This is a genomic window from Mesorhizobium sp. M8A.F.Ca.ET.161.01.1.1 (genome assembly GCF_004792105.1).
Lineage (GTDB): Bacteria > Pseudomonadota > Alphaproteobacteria > Rhizobiales > Rhizobiaceae > Mesorhizobium.
Genome location: NZ_SRTD01000003.1, coordinates 71,125 through 92,922 on the forward strand (window position 1 = coordinate 71,125; position 21,798 = coordinate 92,922).

Consider the following 21,798-nt stretch of genomic DNA (forward strand, 5'->3'; position numbering starts at 1 on the left):
GCCTTCAGCGGGTGACGAAAACCGTCACCAGCGGTTTCTTGCCCCAGGCTTCGTTGGCCGCGCCGCGCACCGCGCGCCGCACCGCCTCCTGCACGAGGTCGAGGTCCTTGCGGCGCTGACGGGGGATCGAATCGACCGCGCCTACGGCCGCGTCGATCATCAGGTCCTCGAGCGTCTCGCCACGGGCATCGGCCTCGGCGACGCCGATTGCGACCAGGTCGGGATCGCCGGCCAGCTCGTACTTCTCGTCGAGCACGACATTGACCGCGACATGACCGGCAAAGGACAGCTTGCGCCGGTCGCGAATACCCATCGCCTGATCGGTGCCGATCAGATTGCCGTCCTTGTAGACGCGGCCGAACGGCACCTGGTCGATGATGGTGGCGGGTCCTGGCGCGAGCCGCAGCATGTCGCCGTCGCGCACCTGCGCCACCTGGCCGATGCCAGAGGTCGACATCAGCGAGCCCTGCGCCACCAGATGCGCGGCCTCGCCATGCACGGGAACGCCGATCTGCGGGCGCACCCATTCGTACATCTTGCGCAGTTCGCTGCGCCGCGGGTGGCCGGAGACGTGTACCAGTGCGTCGCCGTCCTCGATGGTCTTGATGCCGAGATCGATCAGGCGGTTCTTGATTTCGAGGATCGCCTTCTCGTTGCCGGGAATGGTGCGCGAGGAAAACACCACCGTGTCGCCCGCCGTCAGCGACACCGATTTCATCTCGTCGCGCGACAGTTTCGCCAGCGCCGCCAGCGGCTCGCCCTGGCTGCCGGTGCAGATGATGACCAGGTTCTCGCGCGGGATGAAGCCGAAATCCTCCTCGGCGATGAACTCCGGCAGCCCGTCCATATAGCCAAGCTCGTCAGCCACATCGATGACGCGCTTCAGCGAGCGGCCGAGCACCAGGCACTGGCGGCCGGCATCGCGCGCAGCCCTGGCAATCGAGACGATGCGCCCGACATTGGAGGAGAAGGTGGTGACGGCCACGCGGCCCTTGGCGGCCTGGATGACGCCTTTCAGGCCCTCGCCCACGGCCACTTCCGAAGGCGACTCGCCTTCACGCAGCGCATTGGTCGAATCGCAGATCAGCGCCAGCACGCCCTTGTCGCCATAGGCGCGGAACCGCGCCTCGTCGGTCTTGGGTCCGATCGTCGGTTCCGGATCGATCTTCCAGTCGCCGGTATGGATGACGGTGCCGGCAGGCGACGTGATCGCCAGCGACATGGGTTCGGGAATCGAGTGCGCCACCGGAATGGCTTCGATCTCGAAGGGACCGACGGTGAACTTTTCGCCCGCGCGGTAGATCGTCAGCGGGATTTTCGGCGCGCCCTGCTCGCCCTGCCACTTGGCTTCCAGCAGGCCGGCGCTGAACGGCGTCATCCAGACCGGCGCCTTCAGCCTCGGCCAGGTGTCGAGCAGCGCGCCGTAATGGTCCTCATGCGCGTGGGTGATGATGATGCCGCGCAGATTGGCGAGGTTCTCCTCGATGAAGCGCGTGTCGGGCAGAATCAGGTCGACGCCCGGATGCGCGGCGTCGGGAAAGGTGACGCCGACATCGATGACGATCCACTCGCGCGCGCTCGGCGGGCCGTAGCCGTAGAGGGCGAAGTTCATGCCGATCTCGCCGACACCGCCGAGCGGCACGAAGACGAGTTCGGCGTTGTCCGCTTTCGCCATGATTTTTCCCTTCCTGGCCCTCAGGCCAAGCCGTTAAAGCAATTCCGGCAAAGGTGTCTAACGGTTTTCAGTCCCGAATTGCCCAAAAAACAAAACTAAACCCGCGCGGACGCGACCGCACCGAAATGAACATCGCCGGCGGCGACCGTCAGAACAGCCCCGTCATCGTCGCGGATCACGAAACGGCAGTCCTCGTCAATGGTCTCGAACACGCCACGCACCACATTACCGTCAATTCTGACAGCAACCTCGCCGCCAAGGCCCGCGGCGCGGGCCAGCCAACGCTTTCTGATCGCGGCAAGGCCTCGTCCTTCGTCCCAAAGGCGGGCATTCTCGCTCCAGGCATCCGACAGTGCCAGAAACAGCGTTTCCGCATCGCAGGCAGCGCCCAATGCATGAAGCGATGTCGCGGGATAGGGCAAGTCCTGCGGGTGCGCCACCACATTGACGCCGATGCCGACCGCCACCGCGAAGCGGCCGCCGTCGAGCATCGCCGACTCCAGCAGGATGCCGGCCAGCTTGGCTCCGGACGCCAGCACATCGTTCGGCCATTTCAGCTCGAAGCGGTTCTGTCCCTGGCTCGCACCGTCTAGGCCTACCGAAATGCGGCCCTTCGGGACCGCCGCGTCGAGCGCGTCGGCCAGTGCCAGCCCGGCGACGAAACCGAGCGTCGCGGCAAGGCGCAGTTCACCGCCGGTGATGACGAGCAGCGTCGCCGCCAGATTGCCTTCCGGCGTTGCCCAGGCACGGCCACGCCGGCCGCGCCCGCTTTCCTGTTTCTTGGAAACGACCCAGAGCTTGCCCGGGTCGCCGGCGCGGGCATGGTCCAGCGCCAGCGCGTTGGTGGAGCCGACACTGTCATGCGCCTCGAGCCGGAACCCTTCCGACGCCGAGGTTGGAGCCAGCCGAAATGCCATCCCGTCAGAAAAATGTCTTGGCGGCGGCTTCGGCATAGGTGCCGATCGGCCCGCCGATCAGCACATAGAACAGCACGAAGGCGCCACTGACGCCGAGCACGACACGCAATTCGCTGGCCATCGGCACGAAGCCGCCGACCGGCTCGTCGAACCACATGATCTTGATGATGCGCAGATAATAGTAGGCGCCCACCACCGAGGCCAGCACGCCGATGATCGCCAGCGCATAGAGATTGGCGTTGATGGCGGCGAGGAAGACGTACCATTTTCCCCAGAAGCCGGCGAGCGGCGGGATGCCGGCCAGCGAGAACATCAGGATGGTCAGGATCGTCGCCATGACCGGGTTGGTCGACGACAGGCCGGCGAGATCGCTGATCTGTTCGACATTGCCTTCCTTGCGCCTCATGGCGAGGATGAAGGCAAAGGTGCCGAGCGTCATCACCAGGTAGATCAGCATATAGATGGCGACGCCGCGCACGCCGGCCTGGCTGTTGGCGGCAAGGCCGACCAGCGCGTAGCCCATATGGCCGATCGAGGAATAGGCCATCAGCCGCTTGATGTTGGTCTGGCCAATGGCGGCGAAGGCGCCAAGCGCCATCGAGGCGATCGAGATAAAGACGATGATCTGCTGCCAGTCGGAAGCGATCGGCTTGAACGCGCCCATGGTGACGCGCACGATCAGCGCCATCGCCGCCATCTTGGGCGCCGCCGCCAGGAAGGCCGTCACCGGGGTCGGGGCGCCCTCATAGACGTCCGGCGTCCACATGTGGAACGGCACCGCCGATATCTTGAAGGCAAGTCCGGCCAGCACGAAGACGAGGCCGAAGACGAGGCCAAGCTGGCGTTCTCCGCTGCCCAGCGCGGTCGCGATCTCCTGGAAGCCGGTGTTGCCGGTGTAACCGTAGACCAGGCTGATGCCGTAGAGCAGCATGCCCGATGACAGCGCGCCGAGGACGAAATATTTCAGGCCGGCTTCGGTCGAACGCAGATTGTCGCGGTTGATCGCCGCCAGCACATAGATCGCCAGCGACTGCAGTTCGAGGCCGAGATAGAGCCCGATCATGCCGTTGGCCGAGATCATCAGCATCATGCCGAGCGTGCAAAGCAGGATCAGCACCGGATATTCGAACTTGTCGAAACGCTCCGCCTTGGCAAAGCGCATCGACATGATGAGCGTCACCGCCGAGCCGACCAGGGCCAGCACCTTCATGAAGCGGGCGAAGGAGTCCTGGATGAAGGCGTGGCCATAGGCGCTGCCCTGCCCTGCGTGGAAGATCAGCCAGGCGCCCGCGATCACCAGCACGGCCACGGCAAGGCCGGTCACCGTACTTGCGGTTTTGGAACGCGAATAGGCCCCGACCATCAGCAGCGCGAGCGCGCCGATGGCAAGGATCAGCTCGGGCGTCGAGAGCGACAGGCTGGAGAGAAGGTCCGGCGTCATGGTTCGCAAAACCCCTGGGTCAGTTCGCCGCCGCGGTCTGCGCGGCGCCGATGGATGCGGTGACATTGGTGACGAGCGACTTGACCGACTGGGCCGTCGCGTCGAAGACGGGTGCGGGATAGACGCCGAAGAAGATGACCAGCACGACCAGCGGATAGATGATCGCCTTCTCGCGGGTCGACAGGTCGAGCAGCCCCTTCAGGCTGTCCTTGGTCAGCGCGCCGAAAATCACCCGGCGATAGAGCCAGAGCGCATAGGCGGCCGACAGGATGACGCCGGTGGCGGCGAAGAACGCCACCCAGGTGTTGACGCGGAACACGCCGAGCATGGTCAGGAACTCGCCGACGAAGCCTGACGTGCCCGGCAAGCCGACATTGGCCATGGTGAAGACCATGAACACGGTGGCGTATTTCGGCATGTTGTTGACGAGGCCGCCATAGGCGGCGATCTCACGCGTGTGCATGCGGTCATAGATGACGCCGACGCAGAGGAACAGCGCGCCCGAGACCAGGCCGTGGCTGAGCATCTGGAAGATCGCGCCCTGCACGCCTTCCTGGTTCATGGCGAAGATGCCCATGGTGACGAAGCCCATATGGGCGACCGACGAATAGGCGATCAGCTTCTTCATGTCCTCCTGCATCAGCGCCACCAGCGAGGTGTAGATGATGGCGACGACCGACAGCGTGAACACCAGCGGCGCGAACATTTCGGACGCCAGCGGGAACATCGGCAAGGAGAAGCGCAGGAAGCCGTACCCGCCCATTTTCAAGAGAATGGCCGCCAGGATGACCGAACCGGCCGTCGGCGCCTCGACGTGTGCGTCGGGCAGCCAGGTGTGCACCGGCCACATCGGCATCTTCACCGCGAAGGAGGCGAAGAAGGCGAGCCATAGCCAGGTCTGCATGTTGGCCGGGAAGCTGTGCGTCAGGAGCGTCGGAATGTCGGTCGTGCCGGACTGGTAGAACATCGCCATGATGGCGAGCAGCATCAGCACCGAGCCGGCCAGCGTATAGAGGAAGAACTTGAACGAGGCGTAGACGCGCCGCTTGCCGCCCCACACACCGATGATGATGAACATCGGGATCAGGCCGGCCTCGAAGAAGACGTAGAACAGCACGATGTCCAGCGCGCAGAACACGCCGATCATCAGCGTTTCCAGCAGCAGGAAGGCAATCATGTACGCCTTGACGCGCTTCTCGATCGCTTCCCACGACGCCAGGATGCAAAGCGGCATCAGGAAGGTCGTCAGGATGACGAACAGCATGGAAATGCCGTCGACGCCCATATGGTAGGAAATGCCGGAGTCGAGCCAGGCCACCTTCTCAACGAACTGGAAGCCGGCCTGCGAATTGTCGAAGCCGGTCCAGATAAACAGCGAGATGATGAACGTGAATGTCGTGGTCAACAGCGCGATGGCGCGGATGTTGCGGCGTGCGTTTTCACTGTCATCATTGATGAACAGGATCAGCAGCACACCAACCAACGGCAGGAAGGTGACCAGCGAGAGGATTGGCCAGGCGGTCATCAGAGCATCATCCAGGTGACGAGTGCGGCAACGCCGATCAGCATGGCGAAGGCATAGTGGTAGAGGTAGCCGGTCTGCAGCTTGACGACGCGGTTGGTGACATCGACGACGCGCGCCGAAACGCCGTCAGGCCCCAGGCCATCGATGATGGTCCCGTCGCCGGTCTTCCACAGGAAGGAACCGAGGCGCTTGGCCGGCCGCACGAACAGGAAGTCGTAGAGTTCGTCGAAGTACCACTTGTTGAGCAGGAAGGCGTAGAGCCCGCGATGCCGCGCGGCGAGATCGACCGGCATTTCCGGCGAGCGGATGTAGAACTTCCAGGCCAATGCCAGGCCGATCAGCATGGCGATGAAGGGCGACAGCTCGACCCACAGCGGCAATTCGTGGATTTCGTGCAGGATATGGTTGTCCGCCAGGGTGAACAGTGACGCCTTCCAGAATTCGGCATAGCCCTCGCCGATGAAGGCGCCGTGGAAGATGATGCCTGCAAACAAAGCGCCGGCCGCCAGGATGAACAGCGGCACCAGCATCACCGGCGGCGATTCATGGACGTGATGCATCACATCGTGGCTCGCCCGCGGCTCGCCATGGAAGGTCATGAAGATCAGCCGCCAGGAATAGAAGGAGGTGAAGCCGGCGGCGATCACCAACAGCACGAAGGCCAGGCCCGCAGCCGAATTATGGCCGGCAAAGGCCGTCTCGATGATGGCGTCCTTGGAGAAGAAGCCGGCGGTGCCGATCACGGTCACGGGAATGCCGACGCCGGTCAGCGCCAGTGTGCCGATCACCATCATCCAGTAGGTGGTCGGGATCAGCTTCCTCAAGCCGCCCATCTTGCGCATGTCCTGCTCGTCGGAGACGGCATGGATGACCGAGCCCGAGCCAAGGAACAGCAGCGCCTTGAAGAAGGCATGCGTGAACAGGTGGAAGATGGCAGCGCCATAGGCGCCGACGCCGAGCGCCACGAACATGTAGCCGAGCTGCGAGCAGGTCGAATAGGCAATGACGCGCTTGATGTCGTTCTGGACGAGACCGACGGTCGCGGCGAAGAATGCGGTGAAGGCGCCGATGAAGGTCACCACCGTCAGCGCCGAATGCGACAGCTCGAACAGTGGCGACAGCCGCGCCAGCATGAACACGCCGGCCGTCACCATGGTGGCGGCATGGATGAGTGCCGACACCGGGGTCGGGCCCTCCATGGCGTCGGGCAGCCAGGTGTGCAGCGGCACCTGCGCCGACTTGCCCATGGCGCCCATGAACAAGAGCAGGCAGACGACGGTCATCGCCGCCTGCTTGTCGAGCGCATGGCCGAGGAAGGTGAGCACAGCGGCACCCTGTGGCGCGCCTTCAGCGGGAATGAACGTCGCCGCATTGGCGAAGATGGTGCCGAGATTGACCGAGCCGAACAGCACGAAGAGGCCGAAAATGCCGAGCGCGAAACCGAAATCGCCGACGCGGTTGACGACGAAGGCCTTTATTGCCGCAGCATTGGCCGATGGCTTCTTGTACCAGAAGCCGATCAGCAGGTAGGACGCGAGGCCCACCCCTTCCCAGCCGAAGAACATCTGCACGAGGTTGTCAGCCGTCACCAGCATCAGCATGGCGAAGGTGAACAGCGACAGATAGGCGAAGAAGCGCGGCCGGTTCGGATCGTGGTGCATGTAGCCGATCGAATAGATGTGAACCAGCGCCGACACGGTGTTGACCACCACCAGCATCACCACCGTCAGCGTGTCGATCCGCAGCGCCCAGGAGACGTCCAGCCCGCCGGACTGAATCCAGTGCAGCACCGGCACGGTGAACACCTCGCCATGGCCGAAACCGACGCTGAAGAAGGCGACCCATGACAGCACGGCCGCGATCACCAGGAAGCCGGAGGTGATGTATTCGGATGCCTTGGCACCGAGCGCGTTGCCGAACAGGCCGACGATCAGGAAGCCGAGCAGTGGAAGGAAGACGATCGCTTGATACATAGTCGCCCCGTCAACCCTTCATGGTGTTCACGTCTTCGACCGCGATCGAGCCACGGTTGCGGAAGAAGACGACGAGAATGGCAAGTCCGATGGCGGCTTCAGCCGCCGCGACCGTCAGCACGAACAGCGCGAACACCTGGCCGACCAGATCGCCGAGCGCCGCCGAGAAGGCGACGAAGTTGATGTTGACCGCGAGCAGGATCAATTCGACCGACATCAGGATGACGATGATGTTGCGGCGGTTGAGGAAGATGCCGAACACGCCGAGCGTGAACAGAACAGCCGATACGGTCAGATAATGTGCGATGCCGACGACCATCTCAGACTCCTTCGCCCGACTTGACCTTGCGGATTTCCATGCCGGTCGCCGCGGTGCGGCCGACCTGGGCGGCGATCGACTGCCGCTTGACCCCTTCCTTGTGCCGCAGCGTCAGGACGATGGCGCCGATCATGGCAACCAGCAGGATGAGGCCCGAAATCTGGAAGTAGTAGAGGTAGTCGGTATAGAGGATGTCGCCGAGCGCTGCCGTGTTCGAGCGCGCGGCGAGATCCGGGATGGGCTTTGCGACCGTCGCGGCGAGCTTCGGGGCGAATGTGTAGCCGCCCAGCACGACGATCAGCTCCGCCGCCAGGATCAGCCCGACCAGCGCACCGATCGGCGCGTATTGCAGGGCTCCCTCCTTCATCTCGGCGAAGTCGACGTCGAGCATCATGACGACGAACAGGAACAGCACCATGACCGCGCCGACATAGACGACGAGCAGGATCATCGCCAGGAACTCGGCGCCGGTCAGCATGAACAGGCCGGCGGCGTTGAAGAAGGTCAGGATCAGGAACAGCACCGAATGCACGGGGTTGCGCGACGAAATGACCATGAACGCCGATGCCACCGCGACAAAGGCGAAGAGGTAGAAAAAGGCCGCCTCTAGTCCACTCAGCATTGGGGATCCCCCGGGTTCCTGTCCAAACAGGACACTCGCCCTGTTCGTTGTCTCTGGCTTCGTCGTACCGAAGCCGCGTTGTCCTATCGCATGTTCCGATCGGGTTGAAATACCCGATCGAAAGAAACATGCGACACTTTTGTCTTCCGGAGGATGATCTTGTCCGAAAAGTCTGCAACTTTTCGGGATCATCCTCTAGACGAGGCCCTTCGCCCCGTCCATGCGTCAAATCTCAGCGATAGGGCGAGTCCAGCGAGATGTTGCGCGCCAGTTCGCGCTCCCACCGGTCGCCATTCGCCAGCAGCCTGTCCTTGTCGTAGTAGAGTTCCTCGCGCGTCTCAGTCGCGAACTCGAAATTCGGCCCCTCGACGATGGCGTCGACCGGGCAGGCTTCCTGACAGAAGCCGCAATAGATGCACTTCACCATGTCGATGTCGTAACGCACCGTGCGGCGCGTGCCGTCATTGCGGCGCGGGCCGGCTTCGATGGTGATGGCCTGCGCCGGGCAGATCGCCTCGCACAATTTACAGGCGATGCAGCGCTCCTCGCCATTGGGATAGCGGCGCAGCGCGTGCTCGCCCCGGAAGCGCGGGCTGACCGGCCCCTTCTCGTGCGGATAGTTGATCGTCTCCTTCGGCGCGAAGAACTGGCGCATCGACAGGAAGAAAGCGCTGACGAAATCCTGCAGCAGCAGCGATTTTGCGGCCTGGGACAAAGCGGACATCACGCAAACCCCGTGATCTTGAGGAAGGCCGCGGTGGCGACGACCATGAACAGCGAGATCGGCAGGAACACTTTCCAGCCCAGCCGCATCAGCTGGTCGTAGCGGTAGCGCGGCACGAAGGCCTTCACCATCGAAATGCCGAAGAACACGAAGCAGACCTTCAGCACGAACCAGATGACGCCGGGCACCCAGGTGAAGGGCGCGAAGTCGAAGGGCGGCAGCCAGCCGCCGAGGAACAGGATGGTGGCCAGCGCGCACATCAAGACGATCGCGACATACTCGCCGAGGAAGAACAGCAAGAACGGCGTCGACGAATATTCGACCATGTGGCCGGCGACCAGTTCCGATTCGGCTTCGACCAGATCGAAGGGTGGCCGGTTCGTCTCGGCCAGCGCCGAGACGAAGAAGATGATGAACATCGGGAACAGGGCCAGCCAGTTCCAGTCGAGGAACGTGTTGGGCAGGCCGAGCCGTGTGCCAATTCCGTCATGCTGCGACAGCACGATATCGCTGAGGTTGAGCGAGCCGGCGGTGAGCAGCACGGTGACGATGACGAAGCCGATCGAGACTTCATAGGATACCATCTGCGCGGCCGAACGCAGCGCGCCGAGGAACGGATATTTCGAGTTGGACGCCCAGCCGCCCATGATCACGCCATAAACCTCCAGCGAGGAGATGGCGAAGACATACAGGATGCCGACATTGACGTTGGCGATCGCCCAGCCTTGGCTGACCGGAATGACCGCCCAGGCCGAGATCGCCAGCACGGCCGAGACCAGCGGCGCCAGCAGGAAGACGCCCTTGTTGGCGCCGGACGGGATGACCGGTTCCTTGAAGACAAACTTCAACAGGTCGGCGAAGGCCTGCAGCGTGCCCCAGGGGCCGACGACGTTCGGGCCCCGGCGAAGCTGCACGGCCGCCCAGATCTTGCGGTCGGCGTAGAGGATATAGGCGACGAAGATCAGCAGCACGACGATCAGCACGACCGACTTCAGAAGGATCAGCAGCGCCGGCAGCACGTAGAAGGAGAAGAAGGTGTCCATGCTTATTCCGCCGCCTGCTTGAAGCCGCTCTTGGCCAGTGCCGAGCATTCCGCCATCACGGCCGATGCCCGCGCGATCGGGTTGGTCAGATAGAAATCCTTGACCGGCGAGGTGAAGGTGCCCTTGTTCAGCCGCCCGCCGAGCTTCGCCACGCTGGCGATATCCTCGGCGTTGCCGGCTGCGACCTGGTCGATGCGCGCCAGATGCGGGTATTCGCCATAGAGCTTGGCACGCAGTTGCGGCAGCGAGTCGAACGGCAGTTTCTTGCCCAGCACGTCGGACAGCGCCCGCAATATCGCCCAATCCTCGCGCGCATCGCCCGGTGCGAAGCCGGCGCGGTTTGTCTGCTGCACCCGCCCCTCGGTGTTGACGTACGTGCCCGACTTTTCAGTATAGGCCGCCCCCGGCAGGATGACGTTGGCGCGGTGCGCGCCGGCGTCGCCATGCGTGCCGACATAGACGACAAAGGCGCCGCCGGTCTTGCTCATGTCGATCTCGTCGGCACCGAGCAGGAACAGCACATCCGTCTCGCCCAGCATGCCGGCAACGTTCTTGCCGCCTTCGCCCGGCACGAAGCCGAGGTCGAGGCCGCCGACGCGTGCCGCCGCATTGTGCAGCACGGCAAAGCCGTTCCAGTCGGCGCGAGCAGCATTCACGGCAGCGGCGAGCCTGGCCGCCTGGCCGAGCACGGCCGCACCGTCGGCGCGCGCCAGCGCGCCCTGGCCGACGATGATCAGGGGATGCGTCGCCTTCTTCAGCGTCTGGAAGAACTTGCCGTTGCCGTCCGCCAGATCCTTGAGCGAGTCCGGCCCGGCGCCCAGTTGTTCGTAGTCATAGCGCGTGTCGCCGACATCGCCGATGACGCCGACCGGCAGATTGCCGAGGCGCCAGCGCTTGCGGATGCGGGCATTGAGCACAGAGGCCTCGAAGCGCGGATTGGCTCCGATGATCAGCACCGCGTCGGCCTGCTCGATGCCTTCGATGGTCGGGTTGAAGATATAGCTGGCGCGTCCGAGCGCCGGATCGAGCGCGGCGCCGTCCTGGCGGCAATCGGTGTTCTTCGAACCGAGCGAAGCCATCAGGAGCTTCAACGCAAAGATTTCCTCGACCGCCGCGAGATCGCCTGCGATCGCGCCGATCTTCTCAGGCGTCGTCTTCGACACCGCGTCCTTGATAGATGCGAACGCTTCGGCCCAGCTCGCCGGAACCAGCTTGCCGTCCTTGCGCACATAGGGGCGGTCGAGGCGCTGCGTGCGCAGGCCGTCCCAGATGAAGCGGGTCTTGTCGGAAATCCATTCCTCGTTCACGGCCTCGTTGACGCGCGGCAGGATGCGCATCACTTCCCGGCCACGGCTATCGACGCGGATCGCCGAGCCGACGGCGTCCATGACGTCGATGGATTCGGTCTTGGTCAGCTCCCACGGCCGCGCCTGGAAGGCGAAGGGCTTGGAGGTCAGCGCGCCGACCGGGCAGAGATCGATGACATTGCCCTGCAGCTCCGAGGTCATTGCCTGTTCGAGATAGGTGGTGATCTCGGCATCCTCGCCACGGCCGATCAGGCCGAGTTCGGAAATACCGGCAACCTCGGTGGTGAAGCGGACGCAGCGCGTGCAGTGGATGCAGCGGTTCATCACCGTCTTGACCAGCGGGCCGATATACTTGTCTTCGACCGCGCGCTTGTTCTCGTGATAGCGCGAGGAATCGACGCCGAAGGCCATCGCCTGGTCCTGCAGGTCGCACTCGCCGCCCTGGTCGCAGATCGGGCAATCCAGCGGGTGGTTGATCAGCAGGAATTCCATCACGCCTTCCCGGGCCTTCTTGACCATCGGCGTGTTGGTGAAGATTTCCGGCGGCTCGCCGTTGGGGCCGGGGCGCAGGTCGCGCACGCCCATGGCGCAGGAGGCCTGCGGCTTGGGCGGCCCACCCTTCACCTCGATCAGGCACATGCGGCAGTTGCCGGCGATCGACAGCCGCTCGTGGAAGCAGAAGCGCGGCACTTCCGCGCCCGCGTCTTCCGCCGCCTGCAGCAGCGTGTAGTGGTCGGGTACAGTGATTTCTTTCCCGTCGACCTTGAGCTTTGCCATTCGTCTCAAACCCCTGCGGATTTCCCGCAATCTCATTTCCCGGGCGCGGCAGGAGCAGCGCCCGACATTTCGTTTACTTCTTGGCGGCCAACGCCGCGGCCTGGGCAGTCCAGTCGTCACGGCCGATACGGCCGTTGAACGAGAGATAATCGTCGACCCAGGCGATCTCCTGCGGCGACCATGCGGCGATCTGGGCGTAGGTCCAGATACCCAGGCCGTTCAGCACCTTTTCCAGCTTCGGACCGACGCCCGATATCGCCTTGAGGTCGGACGGTTTCGCCGGCTTCTCCATGGCCTTGGGCTGCCTGAAATCTTCCGGCAGCAGCACATCGGAGGCCTCACCCGCTGCCGGAGCGGCATTCGCGGTCGGCACGATGACAGCGGCTTCCCTGGCTGCGATATCGGTGACCTCCTGGGCGAAGGACTGCGCCTCGGCAATCATGGTCTTCGCCGTCGCCCGCGCCCTGGCGGACGACGAATTCGCGCCCTCGAATTGCTCGACGCGTGCCTCGAAATCCTCGATCAACGGCTGCATGAGCCGATGTGACGCCTCGGCGGCTCCCGAAAGCGCTCCCATCCAGACGCCGAAGGCATGATTGGCGAGCCCCATGCCAAGCGCCGACATCGCCACCGCACCCGCGACAGGATGCGCGAAAAGGTTGACGGCGCTGGCCATCTCCTTCGGCATCATCCTGGTCAGGTCCTGGTTCATCTTGTCGATCTGTTCCAAATTGGGCATCAATGAGTAGGGTGTCGAATACGGCGCCATAGAGTTCTCCTGGTCGTTTCTTCGTCCGCCCCGCCCCGTTTTCTTCCCGAATTCAAAAGTTTCTTTTTATTCCGCCGCCACCATCACCGGTTCGGCCCGGTGCGCGTTGCGTGAAAACTCGTCGATGCGCCGCTCCACCTCGCCACGGAAATGCCGCATCAGGCCCTGGATCGGCCAGGCCGCGGCATCGCCCAGCGCACAGATCGTGTGGCCCTCGACCTGCTTGGTGACGTCGAGCAGCATGTCGATCTCGCGCTTCTGCGCCTCGCCGCGCACCAGCCGCTCCATCACCCGCCACATCCAGCCTGTGCCCTCGCGGCATGGCGTGCACTGGCCGCAGCTCTCGTGCTTGTAGAAGTAGGAAAGCCGCGCGATCGCCTTCACGACATCGGTCGACTTGTCCATGACGATGACGGCCGCGGTGCCGAGGCCGGATTTGAGGTCGCGCAGCGCGTCGAAATCCATCGGCGTGTCGATGATCTGCTCGGCCGGCACCAGCGGCACCGAGGCGCCGCCCGGAATGACCGCAAGCAGATTGTCCCAGCCGCCGCGGATGCCGCCACAATGCGTCTCGATCAGTTCGCGGAACGGGATCGACATCGCCTCTTCGACGGTGCACGGATTGTTGACGTGGCCGGAGACGCAGAACAGCTTGGTGCCGACATTGTTGGGCCGGCCGAAGGACGAGAACCACGCGGCCCCCCGGCGCAGGATGGTCGGCGCCACGGCAATCGATTCGACATTGTTGACCGTGGTCGGGCAGCCATAGAGGCCGACATTGGCCGGGAATGGCGGCTTCAGCCGGGGCTGGCCCTTCTTGCCTTCGAGGCTTTCCAGCAGCGCGGTTTCCTCGCCGCAGATATAGGCGCCGGCGCCGTGATGCATGTAGATTTCGAAATCGTAGCCCGACGTGTTGTTCTTGCCGATCAGCTTGGCCTCGTAGGCCTCTTCGATCGCCCGCTGCAGCGCCTCGCGCTCGCGGATGAATTCGCCGCGCACATAGATATAGGCGGCAATCGCGCCCATGGCGAAGCCGGCCAGAAACGCGCCCTCGACCAGCGTGTGCGGATCGTTGCGCAGGATGTCGCGGTCCTTGCAGGTGCCGGGCTCGGATTCGTCGGCGTTGATGACGAGATAGCTCGGCCGGCCGTCGCTCTGCTTGGGCATGAACGACCATTTGAGGCCCGTCGGGAAGCCGGCGCCACCACGGCCGCGCAGGCCCGACGCCTTCATCTCGTTGACGATCCACTCACGCCCCTTGGCGACGATGCCGGGCGTGTTGTCCCAGGCGCCGCGCGCCATGGCGCCGGCCAGCGACTTGTCGAAGAGGCCGTAGATGTTGGTGAAGATGCGGTCTTTGTCCTGAAGCATTTTTCGTCCCTCAGACCGGCTTCTTGCCGAAAACGCGGATGTATTCGGCAACGCCGCCCTTGGCGAGCGCCTTGGCTTGCGCAACCCAGTTGTCGCGGTCGATGCGGCCCTGGAAGGAGAGATAGCCGTCGACCCATTCGCGCTCGGCCTTCTTCCACGACGCGACTTGCGCGAAGGTGAAGATGCCGAGCGTATGCAGGATGCCCTCGATCTTCGGGCCGACTCCCGAGATCAGCTTGAGATCGTCGACCGCGGCCGGCCTGTCGATACCGGCCGGACGATTCTTGTCCTCGAGCGACGGTTTTGCCGGCTTCGCGGCTGGCACCTTGGCTTCCGGCGCCTTGAAGGCCGAAGCCGGTTCGACCTTGGCCGTCGGCCCATTGCGCTGCTTGGCAACCTTCTCGACTTCCGGCGCTGCCGTATTCGCGTTGGCGGCCGAATGCAGCGGCGCCGAAACGCTCGCCGCCTTTTCCGCCGCCGGCGCCACCTTGGCCTTTGATGGCGTCTTTAGCGCCGGGCTGGTCTCAGGCGCATCGGTTTTCGGCTTGCTGGCATTGGACGGCGCGACAGGAGCGCCAGCCGGTGCCGGCACCGGCGCCGCGATGATCGCGCCGGGCGCTGCCTTGGCGGCCTTGGCTGCTTCCCGGGCTTCACGGTCGCGGGTCGATTTGAGGATCGCCTTTTCGCTCTTGAGCGTCGTCAAACCGGAGGCCGGCTCCGAGCCGGTGCGGCCGTTCTGCGGTCCCGGCGCCACCGAGGCGCCCTTGCCGGCATCATAGAGATCGATGATTTCGGCCAACCGTTCAGGCGTCAGATCCTCGAACGTATCCTTGAACACCATGACCATCGGTGCGTTGACGCAGGCGCCGAGGCACTCGACCTCCTCCCACGACAAGGTGCCCTTGTCGTTGGTGTGGAACTGGTCGTGATGGATTTTCGAGCGGCACACATCCATCAGCGCTTCCGAACCGCGCAGCATGCACGGCGTGGTGCCGCAAACCTGGATATGCGCGCGGGTGCCGACGGGATTCAACTGGTACTGCGTGTAGAAGGTCGCGACCTCGAGCCCACGAATGCGCGGCATGCCGAGCATGTCCGAAATCGTCTCGATCGCCGCCTTGGTGACCCAGCCTTCCTGCTCCTGCGCTATCATCAGAAGCGGGATGATCGCCGATTGTTCGCGCCCCTTCGGATATTTCTTGATCCACTGCTTGGCCGCCGCCGCATTCGCCTTGTTGAAGGCGAAGGACGCTGGCTGGACGCTGGCTTCTGCGAGACGGCGGACTGACATTTAGCGATCGACCTCACCAAACACGATGTCGAGGGAGCCAAGAACGGCGGTGACGTCGGCCAGCATGTGGCCGCGGCACAGGAAGTCCATGGCTTGCAGATGCGCGAAACCCGGCGCGCGCAGCTTGCAGCGATACGGCTTGTTGGTGCCGTCGGAGACGAGATAGACGCCGAACTCGCCCTTCGGCGCCTCGACCGCCGCATACACCTCGCCGGCCGGCACGCGATAGCCCTCGGTGTAGAGCTTGAAGTGGTGGATCAGCGCTTCCATCGAACGCTTCATCGCCTGGCGCTTGGGCGGCACCACCTTGCCGTCGAGGTTCGACACCGGGCCGGTGCTTTCCTTGCCGAGCAGAAGATCGACGCACTGGCGCATGATCCGCGCCGACTGGCGCATTTCTTCCATGCGCACGAGATAACGGTCGAAGCAGTCGCCGTTCTTGCCGATCGGGATGTCGAAATCCATCTCCGAATAGCATTCATAGGGCTGCGACTTGCGCAGATCCCACGGCGAGCCCGAGCCGCGCACCATGACGCCCGAAAAGCCCCAGGCCCAGGCATCGGCCAGCGAAACGATGCCGATATCGACATTGCGCTGCTTGAAGATGCGGTTGCCGGTGAGCAGCTTGTCGAGATCGTCGAGCGATTTCAGGAACGGGTCGATCCATTTGCCGATGTCCTCGACCAGCTGCCGTGGCAGGTCCTGGTGGACGCCGCCGGGCCGGAAGTAGGCCGCATGCATGCGCGAACCGGAAGCGCGCTCATAGAACACCATCAGCTTTTCGCGCTCGACGAAGCCCCACAGCGGCGGCGTCAGCGCACCGACGTCCATCGCCTGCGTCGTCACATTGAGGATGTGCGACATGATGCGGCCGATCTCGCAATAGAGCACGCGGATCAGCTGGCCGCGCCTCGGCACCTCGATGCCGAGCAGGCGCTCGGCGGCAAGCGCGAAGGCGTGCTCCTGGTTCATCGGCGCGCAATAGTCGAGCCGGTCGAGATAAGGCACCGCCTGCAGATAGGTCTTGGCCTCGATCAGCTTCTCCGTGCCGCGATGCAGCAGGCCGATATGCGGATCGACGCGGTCGACGACTTCGCCGTCGAGTTCGAGGACCAATCTCAAAACACCATGCGCCGCAGGGTGTTGAGGTCCAAAGTTGATGTTGAAATTGCGGACGGAGGTTTCAGCCATTCTGGCGCCTCAATTCGTCTTGGCTTTTTCGTCCCCGGGCAGCACGTAGTCGGTGCCTTCCCAAGGGGAAAGAAAATCAAAATTGCGGAATTCCTGCTTGAGCTCGACCGGCTCGTAGATGACGCGCTTGGCTTCGTCGTCGTAGCGCACTTCGACGAAACCGGTCAGCGGGAAATCCTTGCGCAGCGGATGGCCTTCGAACCCGTAATCGGTCAGCAGGCGGCGCAGGTCCGGATGGCCCGAGAACAGCACGCCATAGAGATCGTAGGTCTCCCGCTCGAACCAGTCGGCGCCGGGATAGACGCCGGTGACCGACGGCACCATCGTCTCCTCGTCGGCCTGCACCTTGATGCGGATGCGGACATTCTGCTTCGGCGAAAGCAGGTGATAGACGACGTCGAAGCGCTTGGCCCGCGACGGATAGTCGGCGCCGCAGACATCGATGATCGAAATGAACTGGCAGCGCGCATCGTCGCGCAGGAAGGTCATTACCTCGATCAGGTTTTGCGGCTCGACGTGAACGGTAAGCTCGCCATAAGCGAGCACAGCGTCGCTGAAGCGGCCAGGCAGCTTCTCGCCGAGATAGGTCGACAGTTCGCTAAGGGATGCGGCCATGGATTTACCGTTCGATCGTGCCGGTGCGGCGGATCTTCTTCTGCAGGAGAAGAATGCCGTAGAGCAGGGCTTCGGCGCTCGGCGGGCAGCCGGGCACATAGATGTCGACCGGCACGACCCGGTCGCAGCCGCGCACCACCGAATAGGAATAGTGGTAATAGCCGCCGCCATTGGCGCAGGAGCCCATCGAGATGACGTAGCGCGGCTCCGGCATCTGGTCGTAGACCTTGCGCAGCGCCGGCGCCATCTTGTTGGTCAGCGTGCCGGCCACGATCATGATGTCGGACTGGCGCGGAGACGCGCGCGGCGCGACACCGAAGCGCTCCGAATCGTAACGCGGCATCGAGGTGTGGATCATCTCGACCGCGCAGCACGCCAAACCGAAGGTCATGAACATCAGCGAGCCGCTGCGCGCCCAGGTGATCAGCGCCTCGGTCGAGGTGACCAGAAAACCCTTGTCTGCAAGCTCATTGTTGATTTCGAGGAAGAAGGGATCGTCCTCCCCCACCGGCCTGCCGGTGTTGGGATCGATGATGCCCTTGGGCTTTGGCGCGACGAGGGTGCCTGAACTGTCGTTCAATCCCATTCCAGCGCTCCTTTTTTCCATTCATAGGCAAAGCCGATGGTCAGCACCGCCAAAAACACCATCATCGACCAGAAGCCGAGCATGCCGATCTTCGAGAAGGACACTGCCCAGGGAAACAGGAAGGCCACTTCGAGGTCGAAGATGATGAACAGGATCGACACCAGGTAGAAACGAATGTCGAACTTCATGCGGGCATCGTCGAACGAGTTGAAACCGCACTCGTAGGCGGACAGCTTTTCGGGATCGGGGTTGCGGTAGGCCACCAGGAACGGTGCGACCAGCAGCGCCAGGCCGACCACCAGCGCCACGCCGATGAACAGGACGATGGGCAGGTACGAACTGAGGAGTGCGTTCATGCAGCGGCTTTCCGTTGGCGCCAATCCACGTTGATTACAGCACCGGACCTTAATGCGGAAGCGTGACAGTTTAACCGCTGAACCGTTTTAAGGAGCCTATGCTGCAACGCGGCGAGGGTTAGCGCAGCACTTCCAGCGAAGCAAGTCAAACCTTGTTCAAAACAACGAGCTGGACGGCATTCCGGGAGAAACTGGTCTCATAGGCTCCTGTTTGATTTCCTTCTCTTTTTACTCCACTTTTCTCTCCTGACAGGGTTGCCGCCAAAACCCTGCTAGCATGGGCTGGAATCACCCATCACATCTTTGTCAAAGCACCCTCAGAGTGACGCCTGCATGAAGGAAAAGATCTCGCTAGCCGCCGCCCGGCGCATCGCGCTCGCCGCTCAGGGATTTCTCGATCCCCGCCCCGCCGGCATGCCCGACCGCCGCCATTTCGCCCGCGTTCTGTCCCGCACCGGCCTGTTGCAGATCGATTCCGTCAGTGCGGTGGTGCGTGCCCACTATATGCCGCTCTATTCGCGTCTGGGTCCCTATCCCGTCGCCTTGCTCGACAACGCCGCCGTGACGCGCAAGCGCACGGTGTTCGAATATTGGGCGCACGAGGCCTCATTCCTGCCGGTCGAGACGTACCCGCTGATGCGCTGGCGCATGCAGCGCGCCGAGCAAGGCGATGAAATGTATCTGGGGCTGGCCAAATGGGGCCGTGAGCACGCTGCCTATATAGAAGAGATCTACCGCCAGGTCGTCGATCGTGGCCCGATCGCCGCTTCGGCGCTGGAAGGCCAGAAAGGCTCCGGCGGCTGGTGGGGTTGGAGCCACGCCAAGCACGCCTTCGAATGGCTGTTCTGGGCCGGCCGCATCACCACGGCGCACCGGCGCGGTTTCGAGCGCTTCTATGACCTGCCCGAGCGGGTGCTGCCGCAAGCGATCCTCGACCTGCCGGTACCGGCGGCCGAGGATGCACATCGCGAATTGCTGCGCATTTCCGCCCGCGCCCACGGCATCGCCACATCAGGCGACCTGCGCGACTATTTCCGGCTCTCCCCCGCCGACATGAAAGGCCGGCTCGAGGAACTGGTCGAACTCGGCGAGTTGTTGCCGGTCCGTGTCGAGGGGTGGGACAAGCCAGCTTACCTTCATAGGGATGCGCGTTTGCCACGCAAGATCGAGGCCCGCGCCCTGCTGGCGCCGTTCGATCCCGTCGTCTTCGAGCGCTCGCGCTCGGAGCGGCTGTTCGATTTTCACTATCGCATCGAAATCTACACCCCGGCCGAGAAGCGCCAATACGGCTACTATGTCCTGCCCTTCCTGCTTGGCGACAGGATCGTGGCGCGCGTCGACCTCAAAGCCGACCGGCCGGCCAGTGTCCTGCGCGTCCATGCCGCCTATGCCGAGCCCGGCGCGCCGCCTGAAACCGCCGCTGAACTTTTCGAGGAATTGAAGCAGATGCAGGGCTGGCTTGGGCTTGAACGCATCGAAGTGACGCCTGCCGGCGACCTCGGCCCGGCGCTGTCCGACATCGCGGTGTCGTAAGCTCGCGTTGACACCGCTGCCCGCAAGAGCCTAAATCCGATCCAGACGGTCTCCTCTCGGCAAAGGGAGGAGCCAAGAGGGAATGCGGTGCGGGCCGAAAAGCCCAAATCCGCGGCTGTCCCCGCAACTGTAAGCGAAGAGCCAAGGCCGAAAGCCACTGGGATTGTCCCGGGAAGGCGGCTACCCAAGGCGATGACCCGCGAGCCAGGAGACCTGCCGTCTGGAATGCAAGAATCCGATCGCCCGGCGGGTTTTCCGGGCAAGGAGCCTGATTTGGATCGCGACAGCAGTTTCTCGGCTGAAACAACGGACATTTCGTCCGGCGGGGATGATTCCCTGGCCGGCATCACTGTCATCGTCTGCGCCTCCTGTCGCGACGAGACCGGTTCCGACGCCCATCCCCGGGCCGGCGAACTTCTGGCTGAAGATACCCGCCAAGCCGCCTCGGGCGAGCAAATTCGCATCCGCACGGTCGAATGCCTCGGCAATTGCAAGCGCAGGCTGAGCGCCGCGATCCTGCGCGACGGATGCTGGAGCTATGTGTTCGGCGACCTGACCACAACCAGCGGCGCCGATCTCGTCGCCGGCGCGAAACTCTTCGCCACCTCGACCGACGGCCTCATTCCCTGGCGCGGCCGGCCCGATAGCCTCAAGCGCGGCCTCGTTGCCCGCATCCCTCCTCTCGACATGCTGAAGGACTTGATATGACCGCTCCAAATTCGGCCGGCAATCTCTCCCGCGTTCCCTGCACCGTCGTTACCGGCTTCCTCGGCGCCGGCAAGACGACGCTGGTCCGCCATCTCCTGGAAAATGCCGGCGGCAAGCGGATTGCCATCATCGTCAACGAATTCGGCGATATCGGCATCGACGGCGAAATCCTCAAGGGCTGCGGTATCGACACCTGCCCCGAGGAAAACATCGTCGAACTGGCCAATGGCTGCATCTGCTGCACCGTCGCCGACGATTTCGTGCCAGCGCTCGACCAGATCCTGTCGCTGACGCCGAAGGTCGACCACATCCTGATCGAAACCTCCGGTCTCGCCCTCCCCAAACCTTTGGTCCAGGCGTTCCAGTGGCCGACGGTGAAAAGCCGCGTCACCGTCGATGGCGTCATCGCCGTGGTCGACGGTCCCGCACTTGCGGAAGGCCGCGTCGCCAACGACATGGAAGCCCTGCAGGCGCAACGCGCCGGGGATGAAAGCCTCGACCATGACGATCCGGTCGAAGAGGTGTTCGAGGACCAGATCGCCTGCGCCGACCTGATCATCCTGTCGAAGAGCGACCTGATGGACGCCGAGGGCTCGGCCCGCGCCAACGCCATCGTCAACGAACACTCCGCCCGCGCGGTGAAGATCGTGCCGACGTCGCATGGCAAGGTCGATCCCTCGGTGCTGCTCGGGCTTGGTCTTGCCGTCGAGGACGACATCGAGAACCGCAAGTCCCATCACGACGGCGCATTCGACCACGAGCATGACGACTTCGACACATTCATCGTCGACATTCCCTCGATCGCCAATCCCGACGATCTGGCAAAACGTGTCGCAGAGGCCGCCGAACAGGAAAACGTGCTGCGTGTAAAAGGCTTCGTCGAGGTCGGCGGCAAGCCGATGCGGCTCCTGCTGCAGGCCGTCGGCCCACGCGTCAATCATTACTATGACCGTGCCTGGAGCGCCGAGGACGACCGCCGCTCGCGCCTGGTCGTCATTGGTCTCAAGGGGCTGAACCGTCCGGCGATCGAACGTATCCTCGCCGGCTGATTTCAG

General features: G+C 63.5%; 20 protein-coding genes and 1 riboswitch. Of the genes, 3 read left to right on the forward strand and 17 right to left on the reverse strand.

Annotation, left to right across the window (positions count from 1 at the left end):
• Positions 1-4: 4 nt before the first annotated feature.
• From EN804_RS09000 to EN804_RS09080, 17 genes are all read right to left on the reverse strand, one after another.
• Positions 5-1,675 carry a ribonuclease J gene (locus EN804_RS09000; RefSeq protein WP_135919213.1) on the reverse strand — a complete coding sequence of 557 codons (1,671 nt, stop codon included), beginning with the start codon at positions 1,673-1,675 and terminating at the stop codon, positions 5-7.
• 95 nt (positions 1,676-1,770) lie between these two features.
• On the reverse strand, positions 1,771-2,592 hold the full coding sequence (locus tag EN804_RS09005; RefSeq protein ID WP_135919214.1) for a biotin--[acetyl-CoA-carboxylase] ligase: 822 nt from the start codon (positions 2,590-2,592) through the stop codon (positions 1,771-1,773).
• 4 nt (positions 2,593-2,596) lie between these two features.
• Positions 2,597-4,033 (reverse strand): NADH-quinone oxidoreductase subunit NuoN, encoded by a 1,437-nt coding sequence (gene nuoN, locus EN804_RS09010; RefSeq protein WP_127276494.1) that lies wholly within the window; start codon positions 4,031-4,033, stop codon positions 2,597-2,599.
• A 19-nt stretch (positions 4,034-4,052) separates the two neighbouring features.
• Positions 4,053-5,558 carry an NADH-quinone oxidoreductase subunit M gene (locus EN804_RS09015; protein ID WP_127276496.1) on the reverse strand — a complete coding sequence of 502 codons (1,506 nt, stop codon included), beginning with the start codon at positions 5,556-5,558 and terminating at the stop codon, positions 4,053-4,055.
• Positions 5,558-7,531, reverse strand: coding sequence for an NADH-quinone oxidoreductase subunit L (nuoL, locus tag EN804_RS09020; RefSeq protein ID WP_135919215.1), 1,974 nt, complete (start codon positions 7,529-7,531; stop codon positions 5,558-5,560). Before nuoL ends, EN804_RS09015 begins: the two co-directional genes overlap by 1 nt.
• A 10-nt stretch (positions 7,532-7,541) precedes the next feature.
• Positions 7,542-7,850, reverse strand: a complete 309-nt coding sequence (gene nuoK / locus EN804_RS09025) for an NADH-quinone oxidoreductase subunit NuoK (RefSeq protein ID WP_127276500.1) — start codon at positions 7,848-7,850, stop codon at positions 7,542-7,544.
• A 1-nt stretch (position 7,851) separates the two neighbouring features.
• Positions 7,852-8,472 carry an NADH-quinone oxidoreductase subunit J gene (locus EN804_RS09030; RefSeq protein WP_127276502.1) on the reverse strand — a complete coding sequence of 207 codons (621 nt, stop codon included), beginning with the start codon at positions 8,470-8,472 and terminating at the stop codon, positions 7,852-7,854.
• 232 nt (positions 8,473-8,704) lie between these two features.
• Positions 8,705-9,196 (reverse strand): NADH-quinone oxidoreductase subunit NuoI, encoded by a 492-nt coding sequence (nuoI, locus tag EN804_RS09035; RefSeq protein WP_023763316.1) that lies wholly within the window; start codon positions 9,194-9,196, stop codon positions 8,705-8,707.
• The gene (nuoH, locus tag EN804_RS09040; RefSeq protein WP_135919216.1) at positions 9,196-10,239 is read right to left on the reverse strand and encodes an NADH-quinone oxidoreductase subunit NuoH; all 1,044 of its coding nucleotides are present in this window, start codon (positions 10,237-10,239) and stop codon (positions 9,196-9,198) included. Before nuoH ends, nuoI begins: the two co-directional genes overlap by 1 nt.
• A 2-nt stretch (positions 10,240-10,241) precedes the next feature.
• Entirely contained in the window at positions 10,242-12,323 is a 2,082-nt protein-coding gene (nuoG, locus tag EN804_RS09045; RefSeq protein WP_135866580.1) for an NADH-quinone oxidoreductase subunit NuoG, read from the reverse strand.
• Between the two features lie 73 nt (positions 12,324-12,396).
• Positions 12,397-13,092 carry an NADH-ubiquinone dehydrogenase gene (locus EN804_RS09050; protein WP_135915671.1) on the reverse strand — a complete coding sequence of 232 codons (696 nt, stop codon included), beginning with the start codon at positions 13,090-13,092 and terminating at the stop codon, positions 12,397-12,399.
• A gap of 66 nt (positions 13,093-13,158) precedes the next feature.
• Positions 13,159-14,463, reverse strand: a complete 1,305-nt coding sequence (gene nuoF, locus EN804_RS09055; protein ID WP_015317342.1) for an NADH-quinone oxidoreductase subunit NuoF — start codon at positions 14,461-14,463, stop codon at positions 13,159-13,161.
• A 10-nt stretch (positions 14,464-14,473) separates the two neighbouring features.
• Positions 14,474-15,754, reverse strand: coding sequence for an NADH-quinone oxidoreductase subunit E (locus EN804_RS09060; RefSeq protein WP_135915670.1), 1,281 nt, complete (start codon positions 15,752-15,754; stop codon positions 14,474-14,476).
• Positions 15,755-16,945 carry an NADH-quinone oxidoreductase subunit D gene (locus EN804_RS09065; RefSeq protein WP_127871586.1) on the reverse strand — a complete coding sequence of 397 codons (1,191 nt, stop codon included), beginning with the start codon at positions 16,943-16,945 and terminating at the stop codon, positions 15,755-15,757.
• 9 nt (positions 16,946-16,954) lie between these two features.
• Complete coding sequence (locus EN804_RS09070) at positions 16,955-17,560, reverse strand: NADH-quinone oxidoreductase subunit C (RefSeq protein WP_127871587.1); 606 nt, start codon at positions 17,558-17,560, stop codon at positions 16,955-16,957.
• 4 nt (positions 17,561-17,564) lie between these two features.
• The gene (locus tag EN804_RS09075; RefSeq protein ID WP_015317338.1) at positions 17,565-18,146 is read right to left on the reverse strand and encodes an NADH-quinone oxidoreductase subunit B; all 582 of its coding nucleotides are present in this window, start codon (positions 18,144-18,146) and stop codon (positions 17,565-17,567) included.
• A complete protein-coding gene (locus tag EN804_RS09080; protein WP_006335683.1) occupies positions 18,137-18,502 on the reverse strand; it encodes an NADH-quinone oxidoreductase subunit A in 366 nt (121 codons plus the stop codon). The genes EN804_RS09075 and EN804_RS09080 overlap by 10 nt, the downstream gene beginning before the upstream one ends.
• A gap of 333 nt (positions 18,503-18,835) precedes the next feature.
• Between EN804_RS09080 and EN804_RS09085 the strand changes: the two genes are divergently transcribed.
• From EN804_RS09085 to cobW, 3 genes are all read left to right on the forward strand, one after another.
• Complete coding sequence (locus EN804_RS09085) at positions 18,836-20,035, forward strand: winged helix-turn-helix domain-containing protein (RefSeq protein ID WP_135919217.1); 1,200 nt, start codon at positions 18,836-18,838, stop codon at positions 20,033-20,035.
• A gap of 29 nt (positions 20,036-20,064) precedes the next feature.
• Positions 20,065-20,271: riboswitch (cobalamin riboswitch) on the forward strand.
• A 37-nt stretch (positions 20,272-20,308) separates the two neighbouring features.
• Positions 20,309-20,743, forward strand: coding sequence for a DUF1636 family protein (locus EN804_RS09090; protein WP_127871589.1), 435 nt, complete (start codon positions 20,309-20,311; stop codon positions 20,741-20,743).
• The gene (gene cobW / locus EN804_RS09095; RefSeq protein WP_135881838.1) at positions 20,740-21,792 is read left to right on the forward strand and encodes a cobalamin biosynthesis protein CobW; all 1,053 of its coding nucleotides are present in this window, start codon (positions 20,740-20,742) and stop codon (positions 21,790-21,792) included. Before EN804_RS09090 ends, cobW begins: the two co-directional genes overlap by 4 nt.
• Positions 21,793-21,798: the final 6 nt, after the last annotated feature.